This window comes from Opitutus terrae PB90-1 (assembly GCF_000019965.1).
In the GTDB taxonomy this organism is placed as follows: Bacteria; Verrucomicrobiota; Verrucomicrobiia; order Opitutales; family Opitutaceae; genus Opitutus; species Opitutus terrae.
The window spans coordinates 1450576-1473691 of record NC_010571.1 but is presented as its reverse complement, the minus strand read 5'-3'; the positions used below and the strand labels follow the sequence as shown (position 1 = coordinate 1473691).

At 63.8% G+C, this 23116-nt stretch carries 26 protein-coding genes and 1 tRNA gene; 17 read left to right on the top strand and 10 right to left on the bottom strand.

Annotated features, from left to right (window positions below):
- Nucleotide 1 precedes the first annotated feature (1 nt).
- The 3 genes from OTER_RS06030 to OTER_RS06020 all read left to right on the top strand — a co-directional run bounded on the left by OTER_RS06030 (nucleotide 2) and on the right by OTER_RS06020 (nucleotide 3566).
- The gene (locus OTER_RS06030) at nucleotides 2-1834 is read left to right on the top strand and encodes a DNA methyltransferase (RefSeq protein ID WP_012374008.1); all 1833 of its coding nucleotides are present in this window, start codon (nucleotides 2-4) and stop codon (nucleotides 1832-1834) included.
- Nucleotides 1835-2077: 243 nt separating this feature from the next.
- The gene (locus OTER_RS06025) at nucleotides 2078-3076 is read left to right on the top strand and encodes a hypothetical protein (RefSeq protein WP_012374007.1); all 999 of its coding nucleotides are present in this window, start codon (nucleotides 2078-2080) and stop codon (nucleotides 3074-3076) included.
- 31 nt (nucleotides 3077-3107) lie between these two features.
- Nucleotides 3108-3566, top strand: coding sequence for a hypothetical protein (locus OTER_RS06020; RefSeq protein ID WP_052300308.1), 459 nt, complete (start codon nucleotides 3108-3110; stop codon nucleotides 3564-3566).
- A gap of 17 nt (nucleotides 3567-3583) precedes the next feature.
- Here the strand turns inward: OTER_RS06020 and OTER_RS25030 are convergent, their stop codons facing one another.
- Nucleotides 3584-3718, bottom strand: coding sequence for a transposase (locus OTER_RS25030; protein ID WP_237702450.1), 135 nt, complete (start codon nucleotides 3716-3718; stop codon nucleotides 3584-3586).
- On the opposite strand from OTER_RS25030, the gene OTER_RS27015 reads away from it, so the two are divergent.
- On the top strand, nucleotides 3702-3923 hold the full coding sequence (locus OTER_RS27015; protein WP_044891611.1) for a helix-turn-helix domain-containing protein: 222 nt from the start codon (nucleotides 3702-3704) through the stop codon (nucleotides 3921-3923). The genes OTER_RS25030 and OTER_RS27015 overlap by 17 nt on opposite strands.
- A 100-nt stretch (nucleotides 3924-4023) precedes the next feature.
- Here OTER_RS27015 and OTER_RS06010 read toward each other — a convergent pair whose 3' ends face one another.
- The 3 genes from OTER_RS06010 to OTER_RS06000 are packed head-to-tail and all read right to left on the bottom strand — an operon-like array spanning nucleotide 4024 to nucleotide 6245.
- Entirely contained in the window at nucleotides 4024-4788 is a 765-nt protein-coding gene (locus tag OTER_RS06010; RefSeq protein WP_012374005.1) for a hypothetical protein, read from the bottom strand.
- Nucleotides 4789-4790: 2 nt separating this feature from the next.
- Nucleotides 4791-5465 carry a queuosine precursor transporter gene (locus tag OTER_RS06005; RefSeq protein ID WP_012374004.1) on the bottom strand — a complete coding sequence of 225 codons (675 nt, stop codon included), beginning with the start codon at nucleotides 5463-5465 and terminating at the stop codon, nucleotides 4791-4793.
- 12 nt (nucleotides 5466-5477) lie between these two features.
- Nucleotides 5478-6245 (bottom strand): hypothetical protein, encoded by a 768-nt coding sequence (locus tag OTER_RS06000; RefSeq protein WP_012374003.1) that lies wholly within the window; start codon nucleotides 6243-6245, stop codon nucleotides 5478-5480.
- Nucleotides 6246-6575: 330 nt separating this feature from the next.
- On the opposite strand from OTER_RS06000, the gene OTER_RS05990 reads away from it, so the two are divergent.
- The gene (locus OTER_RS05990) at nucleotides 6576-6872 is read left to right on the top strand and encodes a hypothetical protein (RefSeq protein WP_012374001.1); all 297 of its coding nucleotides are present in this window, start codon (nucleotides 6576-6578) and stop codon (nucleotides 6870-6872) included.
- On the opposite strand, the gene OTER_RS26105 is transcribed toward OTER_RS05990, so the two are convergent.
- Both OTER_RS26105 and OTER_RS05985 read right to left on the bottom strand, forming a co-directional pair.
- Entirely contained in the window at nucleotides 6851-7018 is a 168-nt protein-coding gene (locus OTER_RS26105; protein WP_158305368.1) for a hypothetical protein, read from the bottom strand. The two genes, OTER_RS05990 and OTER_RS26105, sit on opposite strands and share 22 nt — an antisense overlap.
- A 227-nt stretch (nucleotides 7019-7245) precedes the next feature.
- Nucleotides 7246-7323 (bottom strand) — tRNA-Glu (locus OTER_RS05985).
- Between the two features lie 191 nt (nucleotides 7324-7514).
- Between OTER_RS05985 and OTER_RS05980 the strand changes: the two genes are divergently transcribed.
- The 5 genes from OTER_RS05980 (at nucleotide 7515) to OTER_RS05960 (ending at nucleotide 12398) form a co-directional block, all read left to right on the top strand.
- Nucleotides 7515-8423 carry a phosphoribosylaminoimidazolesuccinocarboxamide synthase gene (locus tag OTER_RS05980; protein ID WP_012374000.1) on the top strand — a complete coding sequence of 303 codons (909 nt, stop codon included), beginning with the start codon at nucleotides 7515-7517 and terminating at the stop codon, nucleotides 8421-8423.
- Nucleotides 8424-8704: 281 nt separating this feature from the next.
- Nucleotides 8705-9238: a cupin domain-containing protein gene (locus OTER_RS05975; protein ID WP_012373999.1), complete on the top strand. Its 534-nt coding sequence runs from the start codon at nucleotides 8705-8707 to the stop codon at nucleotides 9236-9238.
- A 136-nt stretch (nucleotides 9239-9374) separates the two neighbouring features.
- Nucleotides 9375-9524 carry an entericidin A/B family lipoprotein gene (locus OTER_RS05970; RefSeq protein ID WP_012373998.1) on the top strand — a complete coding sequence of 50 codons (150 nt, stop codon included), beginning with the start codon at nucleotides 9375-9377 and terminating at the stop codon, nucleotides 9522-9524.
- Between the two features lie 131 nt (nucleotides 9525-9655).
- Nucleotides 9656-10633, top strand: a complete 978-nt coding sequence (locus tag OTER_RS05965) for a quinone oxidoreductase family protein (protein WP_012373997.1) — start codon at nucleotides 9656-9658, stop codon at nucleotides 10631-10633.
- A gap of 118 nt (nucleotides 10634-10751) precedes the next feature.
- Complete coding sequence (locus OTER_RS05960; protein ID WP_012373996.1) at nucleotides 10752-12398, top strand: rhamnogalacturonidase; 1647 nt, start codon at nucleotides 10752-10754, stop codon at nucleotides 12396-12398.
- On the opposite strand, the gene OTER_RS05955 is transcribed toward OTER_RS05960, so the two are convergent.
- Nucleotides 12395-13069: a 3-keto-disaccharide hydrolase gene (locus tag OTER_RS05955; RefSeq protein ID WP_012373995.1), complete on the bottom strand. Its 675-nt coding sequence runs from the start codon at nucleotides 13067-13069 to the stop codon at nucleotides 12395-12397. The genes OTER_RS05960 and OTER_RS05955 overlap by 4 nt on opposite strands.
- Before the next feature lie 129 nt (nucleotides 13070-13198).
- On the opposite strand from OTER_RS05955, the gene OTER_RS05950 reads away from it, so the two are divergent.
- The 5 genes from OTER_RS05950 to OTER_RS05930 all read left to right on the top strand — a co-directional run bounded on the left by OTER_RS05950 (nucleotide 13199) and on the right by OTER_RS05930 (nucleotide 16981).
- The gene (locus tag OTER_RS05950) at nucleotides 13199-13426 is read left to right on the top strand and encodes a DUF3072 domain-containing protein (protein WP_012373994.1); all 228 of its coding nucleotides are present in this window, start codon (nucleotides 13199-13201) and stop codon (nucleotides 13424-13426) included.
- 132 nt (nucleotides 13427-13558) lie between these two features.
- A complete protein-coding gene (locus OTER_RS05945; RefSeq protein WP_012373993.1) occupies nucleotides 13559-14329 on the top strand; it encodes a class I SAM-dependent methyltransferase in 771 nt (256 codons plus the stop codon).
- An 88-nt stretch (nucleotides 14330-14417) separates the two neighbouring features.
- Nucleotides 14418-14813 carry a winged helix-turn-helix transcriptional regulator gene (locus OTER_RS05940; protein WP_012373992.1) on the top strand — a complete coding sequence of 132 codons (396 nt, stop codon included), beginning with the start codon at nucleotides 14418-14420 and terminating at the stop codon, nucleotides 14811-14813.
- A gap of 101 nt (nucleotides 14814-14914) precedes the next feature.
- Nucleotides 14915-15556, top strand: a complete 642-nt coding sequence (locus tag OTER_RS05935) for an FMN-dependent NADH-azoreductase (protein ID WP_012373991.1) — start codon at nucleotides 14915-14917, stop codon at nucleotides 15554-15556.
- Nucleotides 15557-15763: 207 nt separating this feature from the next.
- Nucleotides 15764-16981, top strand: a complete 1218-nt coding sequence (locus OTER_RS05930) for a M48 family metalloprotease (RefSeq protein ID WP_012373990.1) — start codon at nucleotides 15764-15766, stop codon at nucleotides 16979-16981.
- A gap of 134 nt (nucleotides 16982-17115) precedes the next feature.
- Here the strand turns inward: OTER_RS05930 and OTER_RS05925 are convergent, their stop codons facing one another.
- A complete protein-coding gene (locus OTER_RS05925; RefSeq protein WP_012373989.1) occupies nucleotides 17116-18363 on the bottom strand; it encodes a sugar efflux transporter in 1248 nt (415 codons plus the stop codon).
- Nucleotides 18364-18730: 367 nt separating this feature from the next.
- Between OTER_RS05925 and OTER_RS05920 the strand changes: the two genes are divergently transcribed.
- On the top strand, nucleotides 18731-20653 hold the full coding sequence (locus OTER_RS05920) for an Ig-like domain-containing protein (protein ID WP_012373988.1): 1923 nt from the start codon (nucleotides 18731-18733) through the stop codon (nucleotides 20651-20653).
- 202 nt (nucleotides 20654-20855) lie between these two features.
- On the opposite strand, the gene OTER_RS05915 is transcribed toward OTER_RS05920, so the two are convergent.
- Nucleotides 20856-21314 (bottom strand): ElaB/YgaM/YqjD family protein, encoded by a 459-nt coding sequence (locus OTER_RS05915; protein WP_044891610.1) that lies wholly within the window; start codon nucleotides 21312-21314, stop codon nucleotides 20856-20858.
- Nucleotides 21315-21384: 70 nt separating this feature from the next.
- Between OTER_RS05915 and OTER_RS05910 the strand changes: the two genes are divergently transcribed.
- A complete protein-coding gene (locus OTER_RS05910; protein WP_012373986.1) occupies nucleotides 21385-21960 on the top strand; it encodes a DUF4256 domain-containing protein in 576 nt (191 codons plus the stop codon).
- Between the two features lie 32 nt (nucleotides 21961-21992).
- On the opposite strand, the gene OTER_RS05905 is transcribed toward OTER_RS05910, so the two are convergent.
- A complete protein-coding gene (locus OTER_RS05905; RefSeq protein WP_012373985.1) occupies nucleotides 21993-23114 on the bottom strand; it encodes a glycoside hydrolase family 53 protein in 1122 nt (373 codons plus the stop codon).
- Nucleotides 23115-23116 lie beyond the last annotated feature (2 nt).

Genomic DNA, 23116 nt, shown 5'->3' with positions numbered 1-23116 from the left:
CATGCGTCTTATTCTTCATCGCAACTTCAAATGGAGGGCTCTTTCACGGAAGGTACGGCGGGAGCAGCGCAATCGAGAACATTACTCGCCCACGATCTCGACCTACCGCTGGTGGGCCCGCCGATCGCATGCTTTGATTGGTGCACTGCTCGATCAAAGCCGCAAGGTCTTGGGCCAGGCTATCGTCGTCTCGGACCCAATGGCGGGCGGTGGGACCGTCGCCGTGGAAGCCGCCCGGCGCGGACTGGTCGTGCACGCACAGGACGTGAATCCGTGGGCGGCGTTTGGTCTGCGGACCACTTTGCAGCCGGTCGATCCGGTCCTGCTGGAACAGGCCGCGACCCGCCTGATCGAGCGACTCGACCGGCTCGGCCGCCAGCTGTACCAAGTCGACGGCCAAGAGGAACTGCTGAGCTGCCTCCACGTCCGCCATTGCACCTGCCCGGCTTGTGGCGGCACCAACTATCTATTTCCGACGCGCTTGCTTGCGCTCGACCGGCGAATCGTCGCCGAACCGAGCGCCGGTTGGTTCGGTTGCCCGGCTTGCGGCACGGTCCAGCACGACCACTGGCCGGAAGGGCCCGCGCGCTGCAACGTCTGCCACCACGAATTCACGGACCGCCCGGACGAAAAACGGATCGAAAACCTTGTCGTAATGTGCGCCCAGTGCGCGACGAAAAATCCGCTGACCCCAGAGGCACTCCAGACCGCCACTTGGAAGCCGGTGCTGTCGGTAGTGCAAAAGAATCGAAAACTTGAACTGCACCCGTCGACTGTCGGCGGCACTCCGTCACGACGCCAAAGCGCGATTGCCGCCAAGCTGGCGAAACGAATCCCGGGCAAAGGTGAGACCGCCGCCCTGCAGCGCGGCGGTTTTGTGGAATGGGCAGAGCTGTTCCCCGACCGTCAGCTCGCAATGCTCGACGAGGCATTTTCGGCTTTGGATGCAGAAGAGCTATCGGTGCCCGTGCGCCAGCGCCTGCTTCTGGCCGTCGCCGGGTTCGCCGAGATGGCGGGATACGCCTGTCGCTGGGATCCCAAGTATCGCAAAGTGTACGAGGTGACCTCGAACCATCACTACACCCGCTCGTTCCTGACTGCGGAAACCAATCCCGCCGCTGCCATGGGGCGCGGCACGCTGCCTCGCCGGTTGGCCCAGGCGGTCAAGGCCGCGCAGTGGTTCCCTGGCTCGGACAAAGCCACCGTCACCTGCGGGTCGAGTGTAGCGCAACCTATGGCCGACGCCTCGGTTGATCTTGTGATCACCGACCCGCCGTATTACGACAGCATCCAGTACGCCGAACTATCGCGCCTATTCCGCGTCTTCGCCCAAGCCCTCGGCTTGAATTGGGACGATCGGGTCGAAAACGATGAAGCGGTGCCGAACCGCCACCTCGGTTGCTCCCACGAACAATATGTGACACGGCTGACGGCCATCTTTGCCGAAACCCGTAGGACGCTCAAACGGAGCGGGCGCATGCTTCTCACATTCCACGATTCGAAGATCCTCGCGTGGCAGGCGATCGGCGACGCGCTCCGTGATTCTGCTTGGAAGGTCGTCAGTGTCGCAGTCGTGCATTCGGAAAACGAAAAAGATTTCGCGAAGAACGAAAAAAACGCGATTGCGGTGGACGCCGTCTTCGAATGTGTGCCGCGGCAGATCAAGCCCGCGCGAGTGGCCACTGCCGGTGCCTTGACCAATAATTCTGCGAAGAACGTGCTCGCGATTGGAGCGGCTGTTGCGGCGTATGTGAACGGTTCCGCGCCGCACCTGAAGCCTCTGTATATGGATCAAGCCCGCCGCCGTGGGATCAAGAAGCTGACGCTAAATTAACTCGACAGCGGTCAACAGCTCCCAGGCTTTCGCGCGCGCAACATCGCTGGCGCACGAGAGGTTTCGACCGGAGGCATCGGCGCTAGAACCTCCGCCCGTCCGCACGAGGCGAACTCGCTTCGATCCGAGAGCCATCGACGCGGCGCCTGCGGAAAGGTGGCTTATGAAGCCGTTCAGTCAATCGTCATCGCCACCTCACTATGGGACTTGTCTAGCGCAGCGTATTGGTATTAGCCTACTTGAATGAAGGTGCGCGTCCTGGGCTTCAACTGGAGTTTCAACGGTACAGGCAGCTTTGCTGAGCTCCGCACGATACTCGAGGCCGAGTCGAAGCGGCGAATGGCGCTGCTCCAGAATGCCCTCGAAACTGGCAAACTTGGGGAATGGGACGGAATGCTGTTTGCGCTTAGCGATTGTGGCCAGCACTGGTTAGGTGTCGTGTTGAAGGTGAAGGACCAGACACGGTTCTGTCAGGTGTCAAAGCAGGAGGGGAAGATCACGCTCAGCGCAAAGGAGCTTGAGGACGGCAGCAAGCTAGTTGAGGTCAACTTTTTCTTGCTCGATCCGACCACTGGCAACGGTATCTATCAATACTACCATCATTCTACATGGGTCGAAGCTTTCGGTCACCTTTGTGCAAAAGTAGTGAGCGCGCACATACTGCATTTGTACCACGCTCTTGGTGATCGCGCCGAGGCCCAGATGTGGGATGAAAAACGACTACGAGCAGAGAGGAATGCAGTTACTTGGTCACTAGTGCATGAGGTCGTCGTTCGACAAGAAGGGTTTTCGACCTTGGTCGACTCGCTTTCTCACATCCGGAACGTGACCGTGCGGTTCCGTGATGACAATATAGGCGTGCGCCATATGGGCGCGCTGTCACAGGATGCGAATAGAGTCGCCCTCGTATTCGGATATGATAAAGAGACTAAGGTAGACCGCCTCAAGAAAGGCATTAAGGACGTCGTGTCGAAAAAGAACCCTTGGCGGGTGCGCGTTGAAGGGGAAACAGCCGACGGCCGTTTCGAGATCATTAACCTAGTCTCGAATAAAGAAGCGTTCGACGAGCTCGACTTTGACGAAGCCGCGCAAGGGATGCAAATAGACCTGCTCAATCCTGCCGCGATGCTGGAAGGTTCCGCTATGGTCAAACGGCTGATCGGAACGGCCGCTACCCCTCGGGTCGCTAAGATGTTAAACCCAAAAGCCTATGTTGCCTCACCCGTCGGCACGAGCACGTAGTCCGCTGTTGGCCACGTGGTGCATTGGGTTCGTGATCTCGGCGATCGCGTGTGGCACTTGGTGGGGAGAGATCGTCGAGTTTCACAACGACATTCGTGGCTACTTGTTCTCAGGCTTTCTGACACTTGGATCGTTTTTGCTAACGACCAAGACTTTCGTCATCACGCGGCTTCAAGAGGGATTGTTCCAGAAGAGAGAGTATGACGAGTGGTACCGGATCGCGGTGCAGCAGCATGGCGTCGAAAAGGTTGGTGCTCGTAACCAGCCGCTCCGAAATTTGACTGAATTCCTCGTATGGAGCGTCGTCTCGTGCCTCGGTACGGCCGTATGCCAACTCCTTCTAAGCGCAGTTAAGCACCCGTTTGCAACGACAGTAGCCTTTGGAGCGTCGGCGGGCGCATTGAGTCTGGTGCTGCGAGCGTGGTGGCACTTACGAGCGCTAATGCTCGATTATCTCGACTACGCTAACCGGGAAAAGGTGGAGGGTTGATTTTATAGCTACCTTGGCTAGCGAACCCGCGTCTTGTCCACGGCGTCGTTCAAATGCTGCGAGACGTGAAAGCGGTCGTGCACGATCGCCGCCTGCGGCGCGGCGGCGCGCGTGGCCGCCACGAAGTTGGCGCCCATGACCCCAACGATCATCGCATTAACGCAGCGCGGCTGGTCCCAGCGACGAGTCGCGCGCGAGTTGGGCGTGGATCGGGAGACTGTGAAGCGGTATGCGTCCGCGGCAAAACCCGCCACTAACCCGACCGCCGGGTCCGTGCCTGGTCCGCCGAGTCTGTGTGAGCCGCATCGAGGGTTCATCGCAGCGGCGCTGGAGCGCGGGCTGAGCGCTCGGCATTGATCGCTCGGGTTTGTTGGCAGCAGGCATGCCTAACGTTACTGGTGATCGCCGAAGCGAAATATGGAACCGACAGCAGCGCCCAAACCGCCCCTGTGCACACCTACCGCGGCGATCCTAGCGCGCAGTAACAGGCCTCAAGAAACGGGCTGCTAAGCTCTTCGCTTAGTGGAGCGAAAACAGCCTCCTCGATGATGTTCATGCGCTCGGCCGCGTATTTTTTTGCCGCCTCGGGTGTTCTGAATTCCATCATATGAGATGGGATCTTTCTTCCAATAGGCAGCGTCACGTAGACACGCTTGCTGGCTTCGCCTTCGGCCATTTTGAAATTTTCGACCATTGTCCAGAACGGTTCATCGTGGGTCAGGTGTTCAAGAACCTCGCTTGCCACTACGAGCAATGATGTTGGATGCAAACCGCAAACAGCTTTCGCTACCTTCGCCGTATCGCTGGGCAACTCAATGTCTGCTTTAACGACAATGTCCCGTTTTCGCGTCTCGCCTAATTGGTAGAACTCCACCAACGCATCGTAGAACGTCACCGCAGAATCGTGTTTGTCTACAAATACGAACTTCGGCCGTTTGCACGCCGCCAAACCGGGTTGCATATAATAATAGGGCGACGAGAATCCGATATCCACCACTACGTCGAAATGCGGTGCAATGCGGATTGGCATATCCAGCCGGCGCTGAAACCATCCGCCTTCCATAAAGTTAACCCAGTGAGCAACTCGCGTCTCGATTTCCTCGTAGACTTCGTTGCCGTAGGCAGAGAAATCAGAATTGTAGCGATCCACCCGTCGCTCGATCTGCTCCGCGGGGACACGGAGAAGCTTTGCGATCTCCCCGACAAATTCTCGGTGTGCCATGGTCAGGTGGCTGCAACCTGAGGAGCGGCGGAAGCTGCATCGTTTTGGAGCGAGCGCCTGACAACTGAGAGCACAAGATAACTAAGCGGCGTGCAGACTAGCGCCACCGCGAACTTCAGGAGATACTGTCCAGGGATGGCCGACGCGATTGGGAACACGCCGTAAAAGGCGATCGTCATGAAAATAACCGTATCCAGCGCCTGGCTGACCGCCGTGCTCAAGTTCTTCCTGATCCAGAAGTGCTTCTCGCCAGTGTATCGCTTTATCCAATGGAAGACGATCACATCAACGTGATTCCCGACTAAATACGATAGCCAGCCTCCGAGCAAGATTCTAGGCCCCAGACCCAGAGTGGTGACGTAGGCGTCTTGCGCTTTCCAGAAGGATGCGGGCGGTGCCCAGATCGAAACCTGGAAGAAGCAGACGGAAACGACCAGGCCCGCCAAGCCGACGTTCACCAGCAGGCGCGCCGCGCGTTTCCCATAGAGCTCGTTCACGATGTCGCAGATCGGGAAAGTCATGCTGTAGCTGAAAACTGTAGCCGATGCTGCAAGGCCGCCGAACACGGCGATCATCTTCGCACCGCCCGCATTGCTGGCAATCAGCAGGCTGGTGTGGACGCTGAGCAGCCAGATAAAGGTGGTTGTTTTTGCCGGAAGCTTGGGTTCCTGTTCCATACGTTTCCTTGGCTAAATAAATACTGATAGGTGCGGCAGGCCCGTCTTGCCCGCTATCGGCGCTGACGGTGGTTTGTAGCGGAAATCGACGTCCAGCACGCCGAGGGTCTGGAAGACGCCGATCACATTGTTGACGTGCTCCTGCGGCAATCGGAGGAACGTTCGCTCGATCTCCTCGCGCCGGCTTGACTGGAGTTCGATGTAACCCTCGACGATTGGGGCCTCGCCGCGTCTTCCTCGGTGCCGCAAGATCCAATGCGGGGCGAGCAGCACTGCCTCCGTCAGCACTATCGACAGAGTGTCTAGTTCGCGGCCGATCGCTTGCGTCAGCGCTCCTTTCAATTGCTCCGCAATCTTCACATCAGGCACAAAATAGACGATGCGGCGCTCCGGGTTTTCGAACAGAGGGGCCATCTTACGCGCGTACATGGGGTCCCGGACTTCGATGGGTCGCGAAGAAAACACCCACAGTTCTTCGAACGGGAACTGTTGCGGTTCGTCCCGGGCCTCGTCGGCCTTCTGCGAAACGAGGGGGAGCGCGCGGAACTCATTAATGTTTTCACCAAGGACGGCGGCCAGCCAGTCTCGAGTAGATTCGCTCAGCTCGCGCCTCAGCTGCTCTCGTTCTAATTTCACCAACCAGGTTCTCAGCGACCGCTTGGGAATCTTGAGCCCTTGGAACTTCTTCGTTTTTGCCGCGAGCAAGAGCTCTGCCGCTAGTTTTTCCTGTGACCAGCCGCGCGCTTGGCGCGCATCGGCAATTTTCCTTCCGAGAGTCATTGGATGCGATCTGTGGCGCTGAATTAGCGCAGTGTCAATCGAGCTAGAGTAAAGCGAGCGTTGAATCGAACAATGTTCCGAAAAGTGCTAATTATTGGAATAAAAGCTTGCAAATCGGAACATTCTTTTTGAGCCTGCGGCTGTTATGACCCCGCCGACATCGAAACCCCAGTCGCGCCGCTCGGGTGAGAGGCCGGATGTTCTTGCCCGGCGCCTCACGCAGCTAGTTCACAAGCGGAAAAATCGTTACGCCGCCGCGAGCGAGATTGCCCCGGAACTCCGCCTTTGGGCCGCGCAGATTGCCGTCTTTGGGGACATGCGGAAACAGGAATGAGCCGCGTGATCAGCGTCTTCGAACGGATTTCGCAAAACGGAGACGCACTGCGTGGGTGCTGTTCGGCGTGGCCGTCGCGGGAGGCGTTCGTGCTCTCCTCCATTTTGATTCCGGTGACCGTGTTCACCATCGCGGCCGGCGGCTTGGCCGCTGCCGGGAGGCTCCCTTCGTCCGTCTATTTCGTGGTGTGGTCCGGCACGTTTCTGGGGGATGTGCTGCGTTTCTTCACCGGGCGCTACAGCAGCGTTGAGTCTGAGGATGGAGTCCATGATCAGGAGGCCGTGATTTGTTGAATGAACGGGCGGAGCCAGGCCGCCATTTTGGGCGCGAGTTTCGCCAACTCCTGTTTCGTGGCGGGATCGACGTCACGTTGCAGCTGCGCGACGACCGCGGAAGTGACCTGATCCTTGCCGAGATACCGGAGGGGGGTTGGGTTCATGGCTCTGGCGCGCGTCACAAGAACCATCGTGATTCGTTGCCCGGCAAACGACTTTCCGACTGCAAACCGGCCACTCCAAAGCGTTGGAAGTCGCGTGAAAGAGCTGTCTCCGCTACATCGAAAAAACTCGGCTACATCGGCGAAGTTTGTCTTACTGGGTGTCTAACTTTCACCACCGCCGAAAACGTCGAAGGCGCTAATCGTTGAAAATTAGCGCCTTCGTAAGTTGGCGTCCCCACGGGGATTCGAACCCCGGTTCTCACCGTGAAAGGGTGGTGTCCTAGGCCGGGCTAGACGATGGGGACTAACCGCGGAGCCGGGCAAGCTACGGCCCCGAACACCCCGTGCAAGGCAATTTTCTGCGGCGTCATCCTGTAAAATTGGATTCGCCCGGATCCGGTTTTGGCCCCAAATCGAGCCGTCGTCCCACGGCCAAGTTGTTCCCGGTTGACGACGGCCATCGATCGCGCCTCTTAACGCAAGCCACCCGCTCCCCATGAACTTCCAAGACATCGTTTCTGCCCTCCCCCAACAAGCCGTCACCACCATCAACCTGCCGTTTCCCCGCATCGCGTCGGGCAAGGTCCGCGAAATCTTCGATCTCGGCGACGCACTCCTGCTCGTCGCCACCGATCGGTTGTCGGCGTTCGACGTGATCCTGCCGGACGGAATCCCCGGCAAGGGCGCGATCCTCACCCAGATGAGCAACTGGTGGTTCGCGCAGACGAGTCAGCTCATCCCGAATCACCTGCTGCCTGATCAACCGGGCTTGCTCGCCAACAAATACCAACTCACCCGCGACCTGCAGTTGCGCAGCATGGTCGTCCGCAAACTGAAACCGCTCACCATCGAGTGCGTGGTCCGCGGCTACCTCGTCGGCAGCGGCTGGAGTTCCTATCAAAAGACCGGCGAGGTCTGCGGGATCAAGCTGCCCGGCGGGTTGCGTCAGGCCGACCAACTGCCCGAGCCGATCTTCACGCCGACGACGAAGGCGCCGAAGGGCCAGCACGACGAGCCGATCAATGACGCGCAGGGCGCCGCGGCGATCGGCGCCGCGCTCTACGACAAGGTGAAGGCGACGAGCCTCGCGCTCTACAAATTTGGCCATGACCGCGCGAAGCAGGCGGGAATGATTCTCGCCGACACGAAGTTCGAGTTCGGCACGGATGCCGCGGGCAATCTCATCCTCATTGACGAGGTGCTCACCCCCGATTCTTCGCGCTACTGGCCCGCGGATCGCTACGCGCCCAACCAGTCGCCGCCGAGCTACGACAAACAATTCGTGCGCGATCATCTGCTCGCGATCAAATGGAACCAATCGCCTCCGGCGCCGCGGCTCCCGGCCGAGGTGATCCAGCGCACCCAGGAGAAATACCTCGCGGCGCTGAAGAACCTGCTGGGGTGAGGCGAAGCTGAGAGTCTAGAGCCGAGAGCTGAGAGCAGTGTAGCCGGGCTCGGCGAGCCGACTACGAGCGGGAATCGCTGAAGCGGGCGGGTTGCCATGGGGAAAGCGCGTTGAGGGCAACTCGCTCCACCTTGCGGCCAGCCGCTCGCACGCCCAACGAATCAACGCGGGCGAGACGCCCGCGCTCGCAGGCACCGTTAAGGTCACGCGATGGGTCGAAGCGCGCGTTGAGAGCGCGCGCAACACCTTGCGCACGGGCGTGAGTGGCGCATGGTCCGCGCATGGCCGACGCACCCGAAGTTCTCACGTTCACGTTCGCCGATGCCGGCGCCATTCCGAACAATCCCACGCTGCCCGTGCTCGTCTACAAGCACGCCGCGGACCCCGCTGGCGCGCGCGAGCCCGAGGCGCTTGCCCGCTGGTTCGAGGACACGTGGCCCAAGCACGGCTGGCGCGCGGCCTGGCGCTATGGTGTCTATGATTTTCCCCACTATCACAGCACGGCGCACGAGGTCCTCGGCGTTTATCGCGGCCAGGCGTCCTTGCGGCTCGGTGACAAAACCGGGGCAACGCTCGTCGTCCAGGCCGGCGACATGATCGTGCTGCCGGCCGGCACCGTGCACCAGAATCTTGGCGCGAGTTCCGATTTCCACGTCGTGGGCGGTTATCCGGAGGGGCAGAGCGCTGATCTGCTCCGCGGTGAACCCGGCGAGCGGCCCGCGGCCGATGAACGGATCGCGAAGGTGCCGCGGCCCAAAGCCGATCCGCTGAGCGGCGCCAGCGGCGCGTTGATGACGAAGTGGGCCGTCGGTTAGTACCGCAGAGAAAAGTACCGCCGCCGGCGACGTGGATCACAGCGTCCGACGGAGCCCTGCACCGGGGATCGCGCAGCCGTCGTCCGGGGCGCGCCCCGATGGCACTTCTCCACCTGCACGCGGATCTTTGCCGGCCATGAACCACAAAAAATCCCTTTCGCTGATCCTCCTCGCCACGGCGCTGATCGCGCTCGTCAATGCCGGCTGCAACACCATGCAGGGCGCCGGCAAGGATGTGGAGCGGGCGGGTGAGAAGATTCAGGAGAACGCGCAGAACCACCGCTGAGGCAGCGGCCGCGTTCGGTGCTCCGTCGCGCCGCCCGCTTGTCTCCCGCCCCACCCGCCGTCCGCGCGTGCTGTGGTCGGAGCCGCGCGCGGTTTTGACTCCGCGTCCCGACTCGATTCGCTGGAAACACTATGCGCGCCATTCGAGTGCACGAGACAGGTGGAGCGGATCAGCTGCGCGTTGACGACATTCCCGCGCCGGAGCCTGCCGCCGGGGAACTTCGTTTCCGCGTCGAAGCGATCGGGGTGAATTTCATCGACACGTACAAACGCAGCGGGCTCTACCCCGTGCCGTTGCCGCACACGCTCGGCCAGGAGGCGGCGGGCGTCGTCACCGCCCTCGGTGCGGGTGTTTCCGGCTTTCGCGTCGGCGAACGGGTCGGGAGCACGGCCGTGCAAGGCGCGTATGCTGAAGAGGCGATCGTGCCGGCGGCGCAGACGGTCAAGGTGCCGGGGCACGTGAGCAGCGAACTCGCGGCCGCGGTGCTGCTGCAGGGCATGACGGCGCATTATCTCGCATGCGATACCTGGCCGCTCAAGCCGGGGGAATCGGCCTTGGTGCATGCAGGCGCCGGCGGTGTCGGGCTGCTGTTGATCCAGATTGCCAAAATGCGCGGTGCGCGCGTGCTGGCGACGGTCGGCAGCGACGAAAAGGCGGAGCTGGCCCGCCGCGCGGGCGCGGACGCGGTGTGCGTCTACACGCGCGAGGATTTCACCGCCGCGGCGCGCGCGTTCACGAGCGGTCGCGGCGTCGACGTGGTGTACGACGGCGTGGGCCGGAGCACGTTTGAAGGCTCGCTTAACAGCCTGCGACCGCGCGGACTGCTGGCGACTTTTGGCAATGCCAGCGGCGCGGTGCCGCCATTCAACCCGCTCCTTCTTTCGCAGAAAGGTTCGCTTTATCTCACGCGGCCGACGCTGCAGGCCTACATCGCGACCCCCGACGAGTTGCGTTCCCGCGCGCAGGATCTGTTCAGCTGGATCACGCAGGGCAGACTCCACGTGCGGATCGGGGCGAAGTTTCCCCTCGCTGGCGCGGCCGACGCGCACCGCGCGCTCGAGGGCCGGGCGACGACGGGCAAGGTGCTGCTGGAGCCCGCGGCGCGGTGAGGCCGGCGCTCGTCTCGGACGGTCTGACCTTGCGGTCGTTTTGCCCCATCGCTGCTTGCGGCTTCATCTGACCGCGACTCCGCCGGCATGAGGCCGGCCCCGCTCGCTCTTTTCCTGCATGTCCTCCACCGAGTTCAATGTACGCGACTTCGGCGCCCAAGGCGACGGCGTCACCCTTGATTCGCCAGCGATCAACGCGGCGATCGCCGCGGCGGCCGCCGCGGGCGGCGGCACGGTGCGGCTGCCGGCGGGTACGTATCTGAGCTACTCGATCCGGCTGCGGAGCCAGCTCACGCTGCACCTGGACGCGGGCGCGACGCTGCTCGCGGCGACACCCTCGGCGGGAGCCGGGGGCTACGATGCGCCCGAGCCCAACGATTGGGGCGACGTACGGCAGTATCAGGATTTCGGCCACAGCCACTGGCACAACAGCCTGATCTGGGGCGAGGGTTTGGAAAACATCGCGATCACCGGCACCGGCCGGATCGATGGGCGCGGCCTCGTGAAGAACCTCGCCTACGGCGGCGGGCCGCGCGACTGCGGCCCGGACGGCACCGTGGATGAGGGCGCACGGCCGCCGATCGTGTTTGCGCCCGACCCGATCCCGGCGGGCGCCCCGGAGCCGGCGCCGGATCCGCGGCTTGCGGATCCGCATGCCACCGACGGCTACGCGAACAAAGCCATCGGCCTGAAGCTTTGCCGCAACGTGACGCTGCGCGATTTCTCCCTCCTGAATGGCGGCCATTTCGCGCTGCTCGCGACCGGTGTCGACAACCTCACGATCGATGGACTGCGCGTGGATACCAACCGCGACGGACTGGACATCGACACGTGCCGCAACGTCCGCATCATCAACTGCAGCGTCAACGCGCCGAACGATGACGCGATCGTGCTGAAGAGCAGCTATGCCTTGGGTGAGGCGCGGCCGTGTGAGAACGTCACGATCGTGAACTGTTTCGTCAGCGGGTTCGACATCGGCTCGCTACTCGACGGGAGTTTTCGCCGCACGCTCCGGCATGCCCCGGACCTCGACGGCCCCACCGGCCGGATCAAGCTCGGCACCGAGTCGAGCGGCGGGTTCCGCAATATCGCGATCGTCAACTGCGTGTTCGAACGATCGCGCGGGCTGGCCCTCGAGACGGTCGATGGCGGCGTGATCGAGGATGTCGTCGTGTCGAACCTGGCCATGCGCGAGATCGCGAACGCGCCGATTTTCCTGCGGCTCGGCGCGCGCGCGCGCGGCCCGAAGGGCACACCGGTGGGAGCAATCCGGCGCGTGCAGATCAGCCAGGTGAGCGTGAGCGGCGCCGACGGACGGTTTCCGATCCTGCTCGCAGGGTTGCCCGACCATCCGATCGAAGACGTCGTGCTCGACGGTGTGCAGGTGCAGTCTCGCGGCGGGATCACGCTCGAACAGGTGCGCGCGCAACCGGCCGAGCTGGTGAACAGCTTCTTCCTGCGCGGCGACGAACCCGGCGTCACCGGTCCACGCGAGCCGCTCGCGGTGCCGTTGCGGGCGAAGAGTTATCCCGAGCCGAGTATGTTCGGCCTGCTGCCAGCGTCGGCGCTCTACGCGCGCGACGTGAAAAACCTGACGGTGCGGGACGTGAGTTACGGCTTCGCGCGCGAGGACGCTCGCCCGCGCGTGGTACTGGAGCGCGTCAGCCTCTCAGCGTTCGACGGCTTCCGTGCAGCAGCGCCGACGCAAGGCGAAGCGGTGGTGTTGCGCGACGTGTCCGGCTGGCCCGCGCGTCCATCCACCTAGCGCTGCGGGGGGACGGCCGGCGAATGCGGTTCGGGTTCGATCCGCACGTTCCGCAGCTCGTAAGGCGCGCCTTCGAATTGGAAACCGATCCGGCCCGTCGCCGGCACGCAGCGGCTCACGCGGTTTTGCCGCACGCCGTTGATGCAGACATCCACCGTGCCCTCGCGGCAGGTGATGTCGCACGCGTTCCACTCGCCCGCAGGTTTTTCGCTGCTCGCCGCCTGACGGTCGAGTTGCGGCGTTTTCGCATCGGGCGGGCTGGTAAACGGCTCGGCGAACCGCGCGCCCGCCATCGGCAGCACGTCGCCGGCGCGGCTGTGTTTGGTCTGCACCTGCAGGCAACGTGGCCACGTCTTGCGATCGATCGGCCCCGAATCGATGTGCAGCAGGATCCCGGCGTTGCCCGGCTTCGCGGTCCACCGCCATTCTGCGTGCAGTTCGTAGTTCGTGTAGCTCACGCGCGTCTGCAAATACCCGATGGGCTGTCCGGCGAGTTGCCAGCTGCCGTCTGCCGTGGGCGTGACCACCGCCTCGATGGATGTGGCGGCCGGGCTGACGAACTCCCAGGCGTCGATCCGCAAGGCGTCGATCTCCGACGCGATCGCAGTCGGGGCAACCCACGTCAGAGCCGCCCACGTAGCCAGGTGCGCCGGTCGCAGGAGAAGGTGCATGCCGCGACGCTGCCGGATCCGGAAAAGGCGTGCAACCCCACCGAGCGGCCGACTGCCCCCGAAGGGGCCGGCGGTGACTTTCGGGAGCTCACCGAGGAACCGCCGCTCCGGCGGTGGTTCATTGACGGCATGAGCAAGAATCAGAAGACCCCGGCGACGACCACCTCGAACACCGAAAAGGATCCGTCGGAATGGACGACCGGCGACGAACCGATGACGGGCGCACAGAAGTCTTATCTGAAGACACTCAGCGACGAAGCGAAGGAGCCGTTCGACGAAAAACTCACGAAGGCCGAGGCGTCGCGACGCATCGACGAGTTGCAGAAGAAAACCGGCAGAGGCGCGCCGAAAGGCTGAGACCGAGAATGGAGAGCTGAAGGCGACAGATGTCGCCGGGAATGGCCGCAAGCTCGAGGCTCCCGCTGGTCTCGGCCCCGCGGCGCATTTGTGGCTGATTTGTGACGCGCGTTGCTGCAGGATCCGAGCGCCGTGAACGCGCCGACGCCACCGAAGTTTCAGGATCTCTTCTCGGGGGTGGCGGCGCATTACGCGACCTTCCGGCCGCACTATCCGGCGGCGCTGTTTGACCTGTTGGCGACACTCGAGGCGCGCGATACGACCGTGTGGGACTGTGCATGCGGCAACGGTCAGGCGTCGGTCGAACTCGCGCGGCGGTTTGCCCGCGTGGTGGCGACGGACGCGAGCGTCGAACAAATCACCTCGGCGGCGCGGTTGCCGAACATCGACTATCGGGTGGCGCTCGCGGAAGACTCGCGGTTGGCGGAGCGGTCGACCGGGCTCGTGACGGTCGCGCAGGCGTTGCACTGGTTCGATCTGCCGCGGTTCTACGCAGAGGTGAAACGCGTGCTGCAGCCCGGCGGACTGCTGGCCGTGTGGTGCTACGGCATCAATGAAATCGAAGGCGGCGAGGTGAACGGGCTCGTCCAGGAATTTTACGGCGGCGTGCTCGGACCTTACTGGCCGCGTTCGCGTGAACTGGTGGAGGCGGGCTATCGCACGCTGCCGTTTCCGTTCGCGGAATTGCCCGCGCCGACGTTGCGCATGGAGGCGCATTGGACGCTGGAGCAGCTGCTCGGGTATTTCAGCACCTGGTCGGCGCGCACGCGCTACGTCGAGGCGCGGGGCCAGGACCCGCTGATCCCCTTCGCGGCCGAGCTGGCGCAGGTTTGGGGCAAGCCACAGGCGCGCCGCACGATCACATGGCCGCTGGGTGTTCGGCTCGGGCGCATCGCGCGCTGAAACCTCCATCGCCGGGCCCCTGGGGTTATGACGCCGTTGGGCCCCATGCGCGATTTGTGTCTGCGCCATCCGCGCATATCGCTGTGGAGTGAGCTCGCTCGCGCGCTACGAACAAAAGATCGATCCCTTGCAGGACAACTGCCCGGTGCGCGCAGCGATCGACGTCGTGCGCGGCCGCTGGAAGCCCTCGATTCTGTTCCAGCTTGCGACGGGGGCTAAACGCTTTGGCGAGCTGCAGACGGCGCTCGGTGCGATCACCGCGCAGGCGCTGACGGTTCAGCTCCGCCAGCTCGAGGCGGACGGCGTGGTATCGCGGGCCGTGTTCCCCGAAATCCCGCCGCGCGTGGAATATGCGCTCACCGCGTTCGGCGCGAAACTGTCCGGCGTGATGGAGCAACTGGACGCGTGGGGCACGGAATACCTCGCGCAACGCAAACGCGCGCCCGTGGTGGTTACCTGCCGCGTGCCGGCGGCCGGGCGCTGAGATCCAGCGGCGCGGCGGCGCCGCAGGCACTCACTTTTCAGTGAGCGACTCATTTTTTTGAGACGAAGCAGATCGGCGGGCGCGGGGCTATCCTGCCGCGCATGAAAACTCTTCTCGTTCTGAACAGCAGCGGCCGCGTTACGCGTTCACTCACGCGCCGGCTCACGTCACGCTTCGCCGAAGCGTGGTCCGCCGTGCATCACGACGCCGTCGTGGTCCAGCGCGACCTCACGCTTAATCCTCCACCTACGATCAACGAACCGTGGATTGTCGCAGCTTTCGCCGCGCCCGACACGCCGGCGACGGTCCGCGAGGCGGTGCTGCGGGCGAGCGACGAACTGCTCGATGAGCTGACGGCCGCGGATGCGGTCGTGATCGGCGCACCGGTCTACAACTTTGGATTGCCGGCGCAGCTCAAGGCCTATGTCGACCAGATCGTGCGCGTTGGGCGCAGCTTCGCGCTTACGGGCGATGCTGCGGTGCCTTATCGTGCGCTTCTGGCTCCGAAGCCCGTGGTGGTCATGACCGCCGCCAGTGATGGCGTGATGCTGCCGGGCGGCGCGTTGGCCCATCTCAATCTGGTCGAACCGCATCTTACGGCGGCGCTGGGCTTCATCGGTCTGACCGACGTGCGCTTTGTGCGGGTAGCGGATTCGGTCGCGGACCAGGCCGCCCATCCGCATTCGCTGGCGGCAGCCGAGCGCGCGATCGAGATGATCCTGCCTCGACTCGCCGCCGCCTGAGCGCACCGAGGGCATGGACGGCGATCGCGCGGCGCCGACGCGCCCGCGCCCGTGCGTGGGCTGGGCAGACGGGCATTTCCATTGCCAGCCTGTACAACGCTCCACTAGGAACCCGTCGCGTCCCGCGACGTGCGCGGACCTCCGCTGTGGTCGCTCCGATGCAACCCATCGATTCGGCGCGGGCCGCTTTGCCGGCTTTTTCTCCCCATGACACCCCAACCCCCGCCCCTCGCGCCGACGGCTCCCGTCGGGCTCACGCCTGCGAACCTCACCGTCCCGAAGGAAGCCAGCCGGTTCGTCATCGTCCTCATCCTGTCGATCCTCGTTTGGCTCGCGCTGGCCGTGACGATGATCGGGCTGTTCTATGCGGTGATCTTCGGCTTCTTCCTCTGGCTCGGCAACGGACTGTTGACGGCTTACCTGCGGGCCGAGGCGGTGCGGGTCGGACCGGAGCAATTGCCGGAACTCGACGCGAGCCTGCGCGACGTCTGCCAGAAGCTCGGCGTGCGCGACGTGCCGGCGCTGTATGTGCTGCAATCCGGCGGACTGCTCAACGCGTTCGCCACACGGTTTGCCGGGCGTGATTTCGTGGTGGTGTATTCGGACTTTCTGGAGGCGCTCGGACCGGCGTCGCCGGAAATGCGTTTCATCCTCGGCCACGAATTGGGGCACATTCAGAGCCGGCATATTTTGAAGCAGATCTTTCTCGCGCCGGGATTGTTCTTTCCCCTCATCGGCCCGGCCTACCGCCGCGCGTGGGAGACTTCCTGCGACCGGTTCGGCGCCTATGCGGCGCAGGATGTGAATGCCGCCGTGCGCGCGATGCTGGTGCTGAGTGGCGGACGCGAGCATGGTCCGCAGCTCAACGCCGCCGCTTTCGCAAGTCAGCACGCCTCCGAGCGCGGATTCTTCGTCTCGTTGCATGAGCTCACCTCGACGTATCCGACGCTGTCACGGCGCGTGACAGAACTGATGGCGTTGACGGACGACCGCGCGATACGCAGCCCCGGGCGGAATCCCTTCGCGTACTTTTTCGCGCTGTTTCTACCCGGCGGAAACGTCGGGCAGGGCGGCCCGTTGGCGAGCCTGCTGCTGATCGTGGTGATCATCGGGCTGCTCGCGGCGATGGCGATTCCGGCGTTTGAAAAGGTTCGGCAGCGTTCGCAGGCGATCGCCTGCGTGAACAACCAGCGGCAGCTCGCAGCGGCACTCGACCAATATCAGCTCGAGGAGGGCAAGGGTGCGGACGCCTGGTCCGATGTGACCGGCGCGGGAAAATTCGTACCGGCCATGCCCGTGTGTCCGGCCGGCGGCACCTACAACGCCACCTACGAGGACAAGGGCGCGCGTGTCATCTGCACCGTCGCGGGCCATGATCCCACGAGCGTAGCCGCGGCGCGCGGCGCAAGAAGCGGCGGAAAGTAAGCCTGCGCTCACGCCCCGCCGGAAGCGGCGGAGCGCGCACGAATTGTCGTCCGCGCAGCAACGGAGGCCTGCGAGTCCGCCGCGTTGCGCCGCCCGCACTGGTTCCCGGGAGTACCGGACGGTTCCGGCGAACTTCAGGGTCGCGCGATTCCTACAGGAACGGTTGCAGCGGCCGGGGCCGGCCGGCCCGGGCGGAGCCAAAGCAGCGCGAGACTCGCGACAATGGCGATGAGCGCGCAGGCGCCGATAAGCCCGTGTGAGCCGAGCGGCGTCGCGAGCGCACCGAACGCGACGTAACCGACGAGATTGCCGAGACTCGAGGAGTTCGCGAAGACCGTGGTCGCCAAGCCGGGCTGTTCGGGCAGCAGATCCTGGAAAAACGTGATCGCGACGTTGCCGACGATCGCGAGCGACATGCCGCTCAGCATCTGCATCAGGCACACGTGCCAGACCTCCGTGGCGGTGAAGAGCAAAACGAAGTAGAGCGCGCTGGTGCAGCCGCCGAGCCGAATCAACACCAGCTGGTGTCCCCGCGCGGCGAGCTGGCCGAACCACAACATCAGCGGAATTTCCACCGCCGGCCCCACGGCAAACACCAGACCGAGATCCCCCGCGGTGCCGCCAAGCTCGTGGGTGATCGCGAGCGGCAGATTCATCATGTTCATCGCGAACGCCGCGAAAACCAGCACGAACGCGACGAAGTAGCCGAGCAGATCGGGCCGCCGGAGTGTTCGCCAGACGGAGACGCGTCCGGCGGCGGCGACCACGTGCGCCGGGCGGCGTTGATAAGGCACGAACCGCCACACGCCGAGGTGAAACAGCAGATACAGGGCCGCAGCCCCGGCGAAGAGCCCGACGAAATCGAAGTGCGCGACAATCGCCGCGCCGAGCGCGGGGCCTGCGGTCCACGCGAACGAAAAGCACACCCGCACCACGCTCAACGTGATCGCCACATCGGAGGTGACCTCCCCCTCGACGGCGAACCAGTCGCGCGCCGTGGCGAACAATTGGGAAAAACAAATTGAGGCGAACGCCACGAGCGTCACGCCGAGCCCGACCAGCACGAGCGGCTGGCGCGTGAGCGCAAACCCGGTGTAGCCCAGCACGCCCGACGCGCTGCCGAGCAACAGCATCACCTTGCGGGGCACGTGCGTGTCGGACCAGCGGGCGAGCAGCGTGGTGACGCACACGGAACTGAGCGACGTCAGCGTCATGAACACGCCGAACTGAAAAGGCGTGAATCCGACCGCCTGCGTGCCCCACAGCGAGAGGAACGGAAAGACGAACGAAAAGCCCATGCCCAGCGCGAAGGTCGCCGCGAGCAAACCGGTAAAGCCGGGTTGCTGGAAGAGCTGTCGCGTGTGGCGGAGCCAGGAAGACATGGAGGCGGAGCGTCTCGGGCCGCGACCGCGGAGTCCAGAGCCGAGCAGTTTCCCGGGGAAGGATGCGGGAAAGGCGCGCCCAACCCCCCGCAGTTCGTCTTCAAATGTGGTCCTTCGGCGGCCGGACCGTCGCCGGCAGCGGCCGGCAACTCGGGGTTGTGAAGCGGAGGCCCGACGTGATCTCGCGCGACCGGCCACTCGAACGCATCCCGATGAAGGACACTTGCGAGAGGTCCGGGCCCTGCCGGAACTGGCGGGTATGGTTGGCCAGAGCGCCACCGACGAGCAGGTCGCCACTGAAGCTTTGCGGAACCCAGCGGCGGATGACATGACGGACTGAGTTATGCGCCGCATACTCTTAACCACCATGAGCCTCGACATCATCCGCCGCGAATGGCTCCGCGTTCCCGGCTTGGCGCTGCTGCTGACGATCGGCCCGGTGTTCGCCGCCGAGCCGCCCACGTCCGCAGCCGATCCCGCTCCGGCCGGCGACCGCGCGGCGCAGAGCGACAACGAAGCCATCGTTTCGACCACGCCGATGGAGTTCGAATCGGAGAACACCGGCGTGTATGGGCAGCTGACCGTCGCCCCGGAGATTCTCAGCGCCGACACGCGCAACGATCTGGTCTACACGATCACGGCTGAACCGTTGCATGGCCGGGTGGGCCTCGCCAGCGCCGGCGAGGAGGCAGACTTTTTCAAAACCAAGACCTCGCGGCTCGGCTATTTTGTCTATCGGCCGCAGGAGGATTACGCCGGCGAGGACTCGTTCGACTACACGGTGCGCAACGAAACGTCGGGGCTCGTGTTCAAGAACACGGTGGTGCTCGCGGTGAAACCGCCGCCGCCGGTAATGCTGCAGAGGTTCGACGTCGAGGCGACCCGGGAACGCTCATTAAAAGTGCAGGAGGTCGCCCTCTCCACTCGCCCCAACCAGCCCGTCACCCAAAAAGTTCCGAGCCACGAGGATTTCCTCACGCCGGCCGACCGCGTGGGCATCGCCCCGCCGAAGGTTGCGTACCTGCTCGACGACAAGGCCAAGCCGCAGAACGGCACCGCGAAGCTCGACCGGCTTACGGGCCAGCTCACCTACGCGCCGAATCCCGGTTTCATCGGCGAGGACCGATTCCGCTACTACACCGTCGACGAGGCCAATCCCCACCTGGGCGCGGAAAACGTCGTCTCAGTCCACGTCGAGCCGATCCGCACCGTGAAGCACGTGGTGGTCGATCGCTCGCGCAGCCGCGAGGTGGATCTCGTGTTCGTCATCAACAATTCGCCCTCGATGGCGGCGCACCAGAGCCGGATCGCCGCCAACCTGAGCCGGTTTCGGCAGCTCTTTCACACGCGTGATCTCGACTACCGCATCGGCGTGCTCACGACCGACTTCGTGGACGCGGATCCGCGGTTTTCGCGCGCCGACCAGCAGTTTTTCAAGGAGGTCCGTTCGATCCAGCTCAACCGCGCCGGCCAGCCGGTGCTCGACCGCCGCGGCCGGCCGAAAACGACGACCAAGCGTGTCGCGAGCAACGGCACACTCGTGACGCTACCGGTGATGGATCAGCCGTGGGTCACGCCGCGCACGCCCGACGGCATTTTCTCCGAACTCGTCAAGGTCGGCACAAACGGCGACAGCAACCGCACCGCGTTCACCTCCGTGTACAATTTCGTCGCCGGCTATTACAACAAGGAGCACGCGTTCCTCCGTCCGGAAGCGCCCACGATCGTGGTTTTCTTCATGGACGAGGAGGAAACCCGCATGGCCACCTGGAAGGAACAAGCCGACGGCAAGCGCGAGGCCGAGTGGATCGAGAACGGCAAGCTGCCCGACTTGCTCAAGCAATACAACGCGCGCAACCCGCAGAAACGCCAGACGCTCGACGGCTACATCAACTACTGGGTCTTGCGCCCGTTCATCATCGCGAAGGGGAACAAACGCGGAAAGCTCGAGATGCACGCGGTGGTGTCACCCAACAACATCTCGCACCGCCGCGCCGCCGAGCTCACGGGCGGGAGCGTGCTCAACATCGAGAGCGACTTTTCCGGGCCGCTCGCCGCGCTCGGTGATCGTATCGCCGAGACCGTCGCGGTCGCGCTCGATCCGGTTGCGCCGGGTGCAACGCTCTACCGCAAGAGCCTGCGCGTGCTGGTCGACGGCGACGAAGTGCGGCCCGACGCGGAGAACGGCTACGTGTACGACGAACTCACCCACAGCATTCGGTTCCAAGGCGCCGCCAAGAAGAAGGCGTTCCTCGCGAAGATCGACATCACCTACGAGGAGCACATGTAACGGGGCATCGGCGCGGGAAGTCCGGAGCTGAGGGCCCGTAGCCCCGGGCCGGTCATAGGCCAGGCCGTACGTCACGAGCCACGCTTATGGGGACGCGTGCGTGGGAACGCGGCCGCCCTCGGCGGCTTCGATTTCGTGCGGGCAGGAGGCCCACGCTCCCCCGGCCCGCCGCCCGGGGTTCCTGACGGATCCGCCAGCCCGGTTATTTTCGCCTCAGCAAAAACCCGACCAGCAATCCCAGCCCGAAACCGACGCCAAGCGATTCGTAAGGATGGGTGCGGATCGTCTCGTCCGTTTTGCTCAGCGCTTGTCGCGCCGCACGGAAGCTCTGTTCCTGGAGGTCGATATAGCTCGCCTTCGCGCGTTCCAAGGTGGCCGCCAGGCGTTCCCGCGCCTGACCGGCCTTTTCGCTGACGTCGCCCGCCGTCGCGCGTACGAGCAAATCGGCATCAGCCACCAGCGCCCGCAAGTCTTCCATCACCTGTTCACGTGCTTGCCGGCTGTCGAGAGTCGAAGAATGAGTATTCATAAAAGTTTCCTCCGCTGTGCGGTTCTCGTCGAAGCCGGAATCACCACGGACCAGACGTTGCGCCGGCGGTTCCGAATCGTCGACACATCGCGCCGGTATCCGGCCCGTCCGCGCGAGCGATTTGGCCGTCATGGGTCGAGATGACGTGATCTGTTCTGGCTCCCGGCGGCGCCCGCCGTTCGCTGGGCGGATTCTTTTCTGCATGAAAACCACCCCCGGCACGAAGAAGGCGTTGGCTCCGCAGCAGAGCGACGAGCTGCTCACGATCTTAAGCAGCCGTTTTGATCAGAATCCCGACCGCCACCGAGGCATAAAGTGGGCCGACGTGAAAGTGAGGCTGCAGGCCAACCCCCAGAAGCTTTGGTCGCTGCATGAAATGGAACGCACCGGCGGTGAGCCGGACGTGGTCGGTCGGGACGACAAGACTGGTGAATACTTTTTCTTCGATTGCTCGCCGCAAAGTCCGGCGGGGCGCACCAGCGTTTGCTACGATCCGGAAGGGCTCGATTCCAGGAAGGAACACAAACCGAAGACCAGCGCGGTCGAGATGGCGGCAGCCATGGGCATCGAGCTCCTGACCGAAGACCAGTATCGCGAGCTGCAGACGCGGGGAGAGTTCGACACCAAATCCTCAAGCTGGCTGAGGACTCCGACGGAGATCCGGAAACTCGGCGGCGCGATTTTCGGCGATCGCCGCTTTGGCCGCGTGTTCGTGTACCACAACGGCGCGCAGTCCTACTACAGCGGCCGCGGTTTTCGCGGCGTGCTGAGGGTCTGAGGCCTGTGGCGGAACAACCCGCCGCGCCCGGCTCAAGGCTGCTGCCGCTGCGGGACCTTGCCGCGCGTGTATTTGTCGAACACGCGGATCACCGGCAGCGCGTTGCCGTCATCGTCGAACATGCCGCGTCGGCTGAGAAAGCCGGCGACCGCCGGTTCCCACCAGAACACGCCTTTGCCCAAGCCGTGCGGCGTCGCGAGCACCGCGCGCTGCACCTCCTCGAGAAATTCCCGCTGGCCCTCCGGCGTCTCGGGAAACGGCGCGGGGCGGTCGCGATATTCCGCCGGCCGCCAGTTGTAGGCCACCTCCACCAGGATGATGTCCTTGCGGTAGCGCTCCGCCGTGAACGCGAGGCAGTCGCGCAGTTCCAGCAGCGAACCGTGCCACCACGGGTAATACGACTGCCCGATCACGTCGAACTCGACGCCGCGCTGCAGCAGGGGGTCGAAAAACGCCTGCGTGCGGGCGCGATTCCCGCCCTGGTCGATGTGGATCATGATCAGGGGCCGCGGTGCATCGCCGCGCCCGGAGTCCACTCCGCGGATACCGGCTTTCACCAGCGCAGCAAACGTGTCCCAGTTTTCCGGCAGCTTGCCGTGCGGCCAAAGCATGCCGGGCGTGATCTCGTTGCCGATCTGCACCATGTCCGGCATGACGCCGGCGTCGCGCAACGCCGCGATTGTGTCGCGGGTGTAGTCGTGCACCGCCTGGATCAACTCCGCCGTCGACAGGTTTTCCCAGGCTTTCGGCGGGAATTGCTTCTGCGGATCAGCCCACGTGTCGGAATAGTGGTAATCGAGGAGGAACTTGTACCCGAGCGCCTTCGCGTCCTGGGCGAGCGAGATCGTGTAGGCGAGATCGTTCGGCAACGGTCGCGGCTGCGTCGATGGCGTGTGAAAGAGCCGGAGCCGGATCCAATTGTAGCCGTGATCGCGGAAGATCTGCAGCCCCGGTTTGGCCACGCCGTCGTCCTTGAATCTCACGCCGCGCGCCTCGGCTTGACGGAGGAAGGAAACGTCCGCGCCGATCGCGTAGCTCAGTTCGGGGCGGGTGGCGCTGGCGGTGCCCGTCGTGGTGGTCCGCGTGGTTGCACACCCCGCGAGCTCGATGCCGAGCACCGCGAGTGTGGTCTTGGTCAGAAGGGCCGTCCGCATCG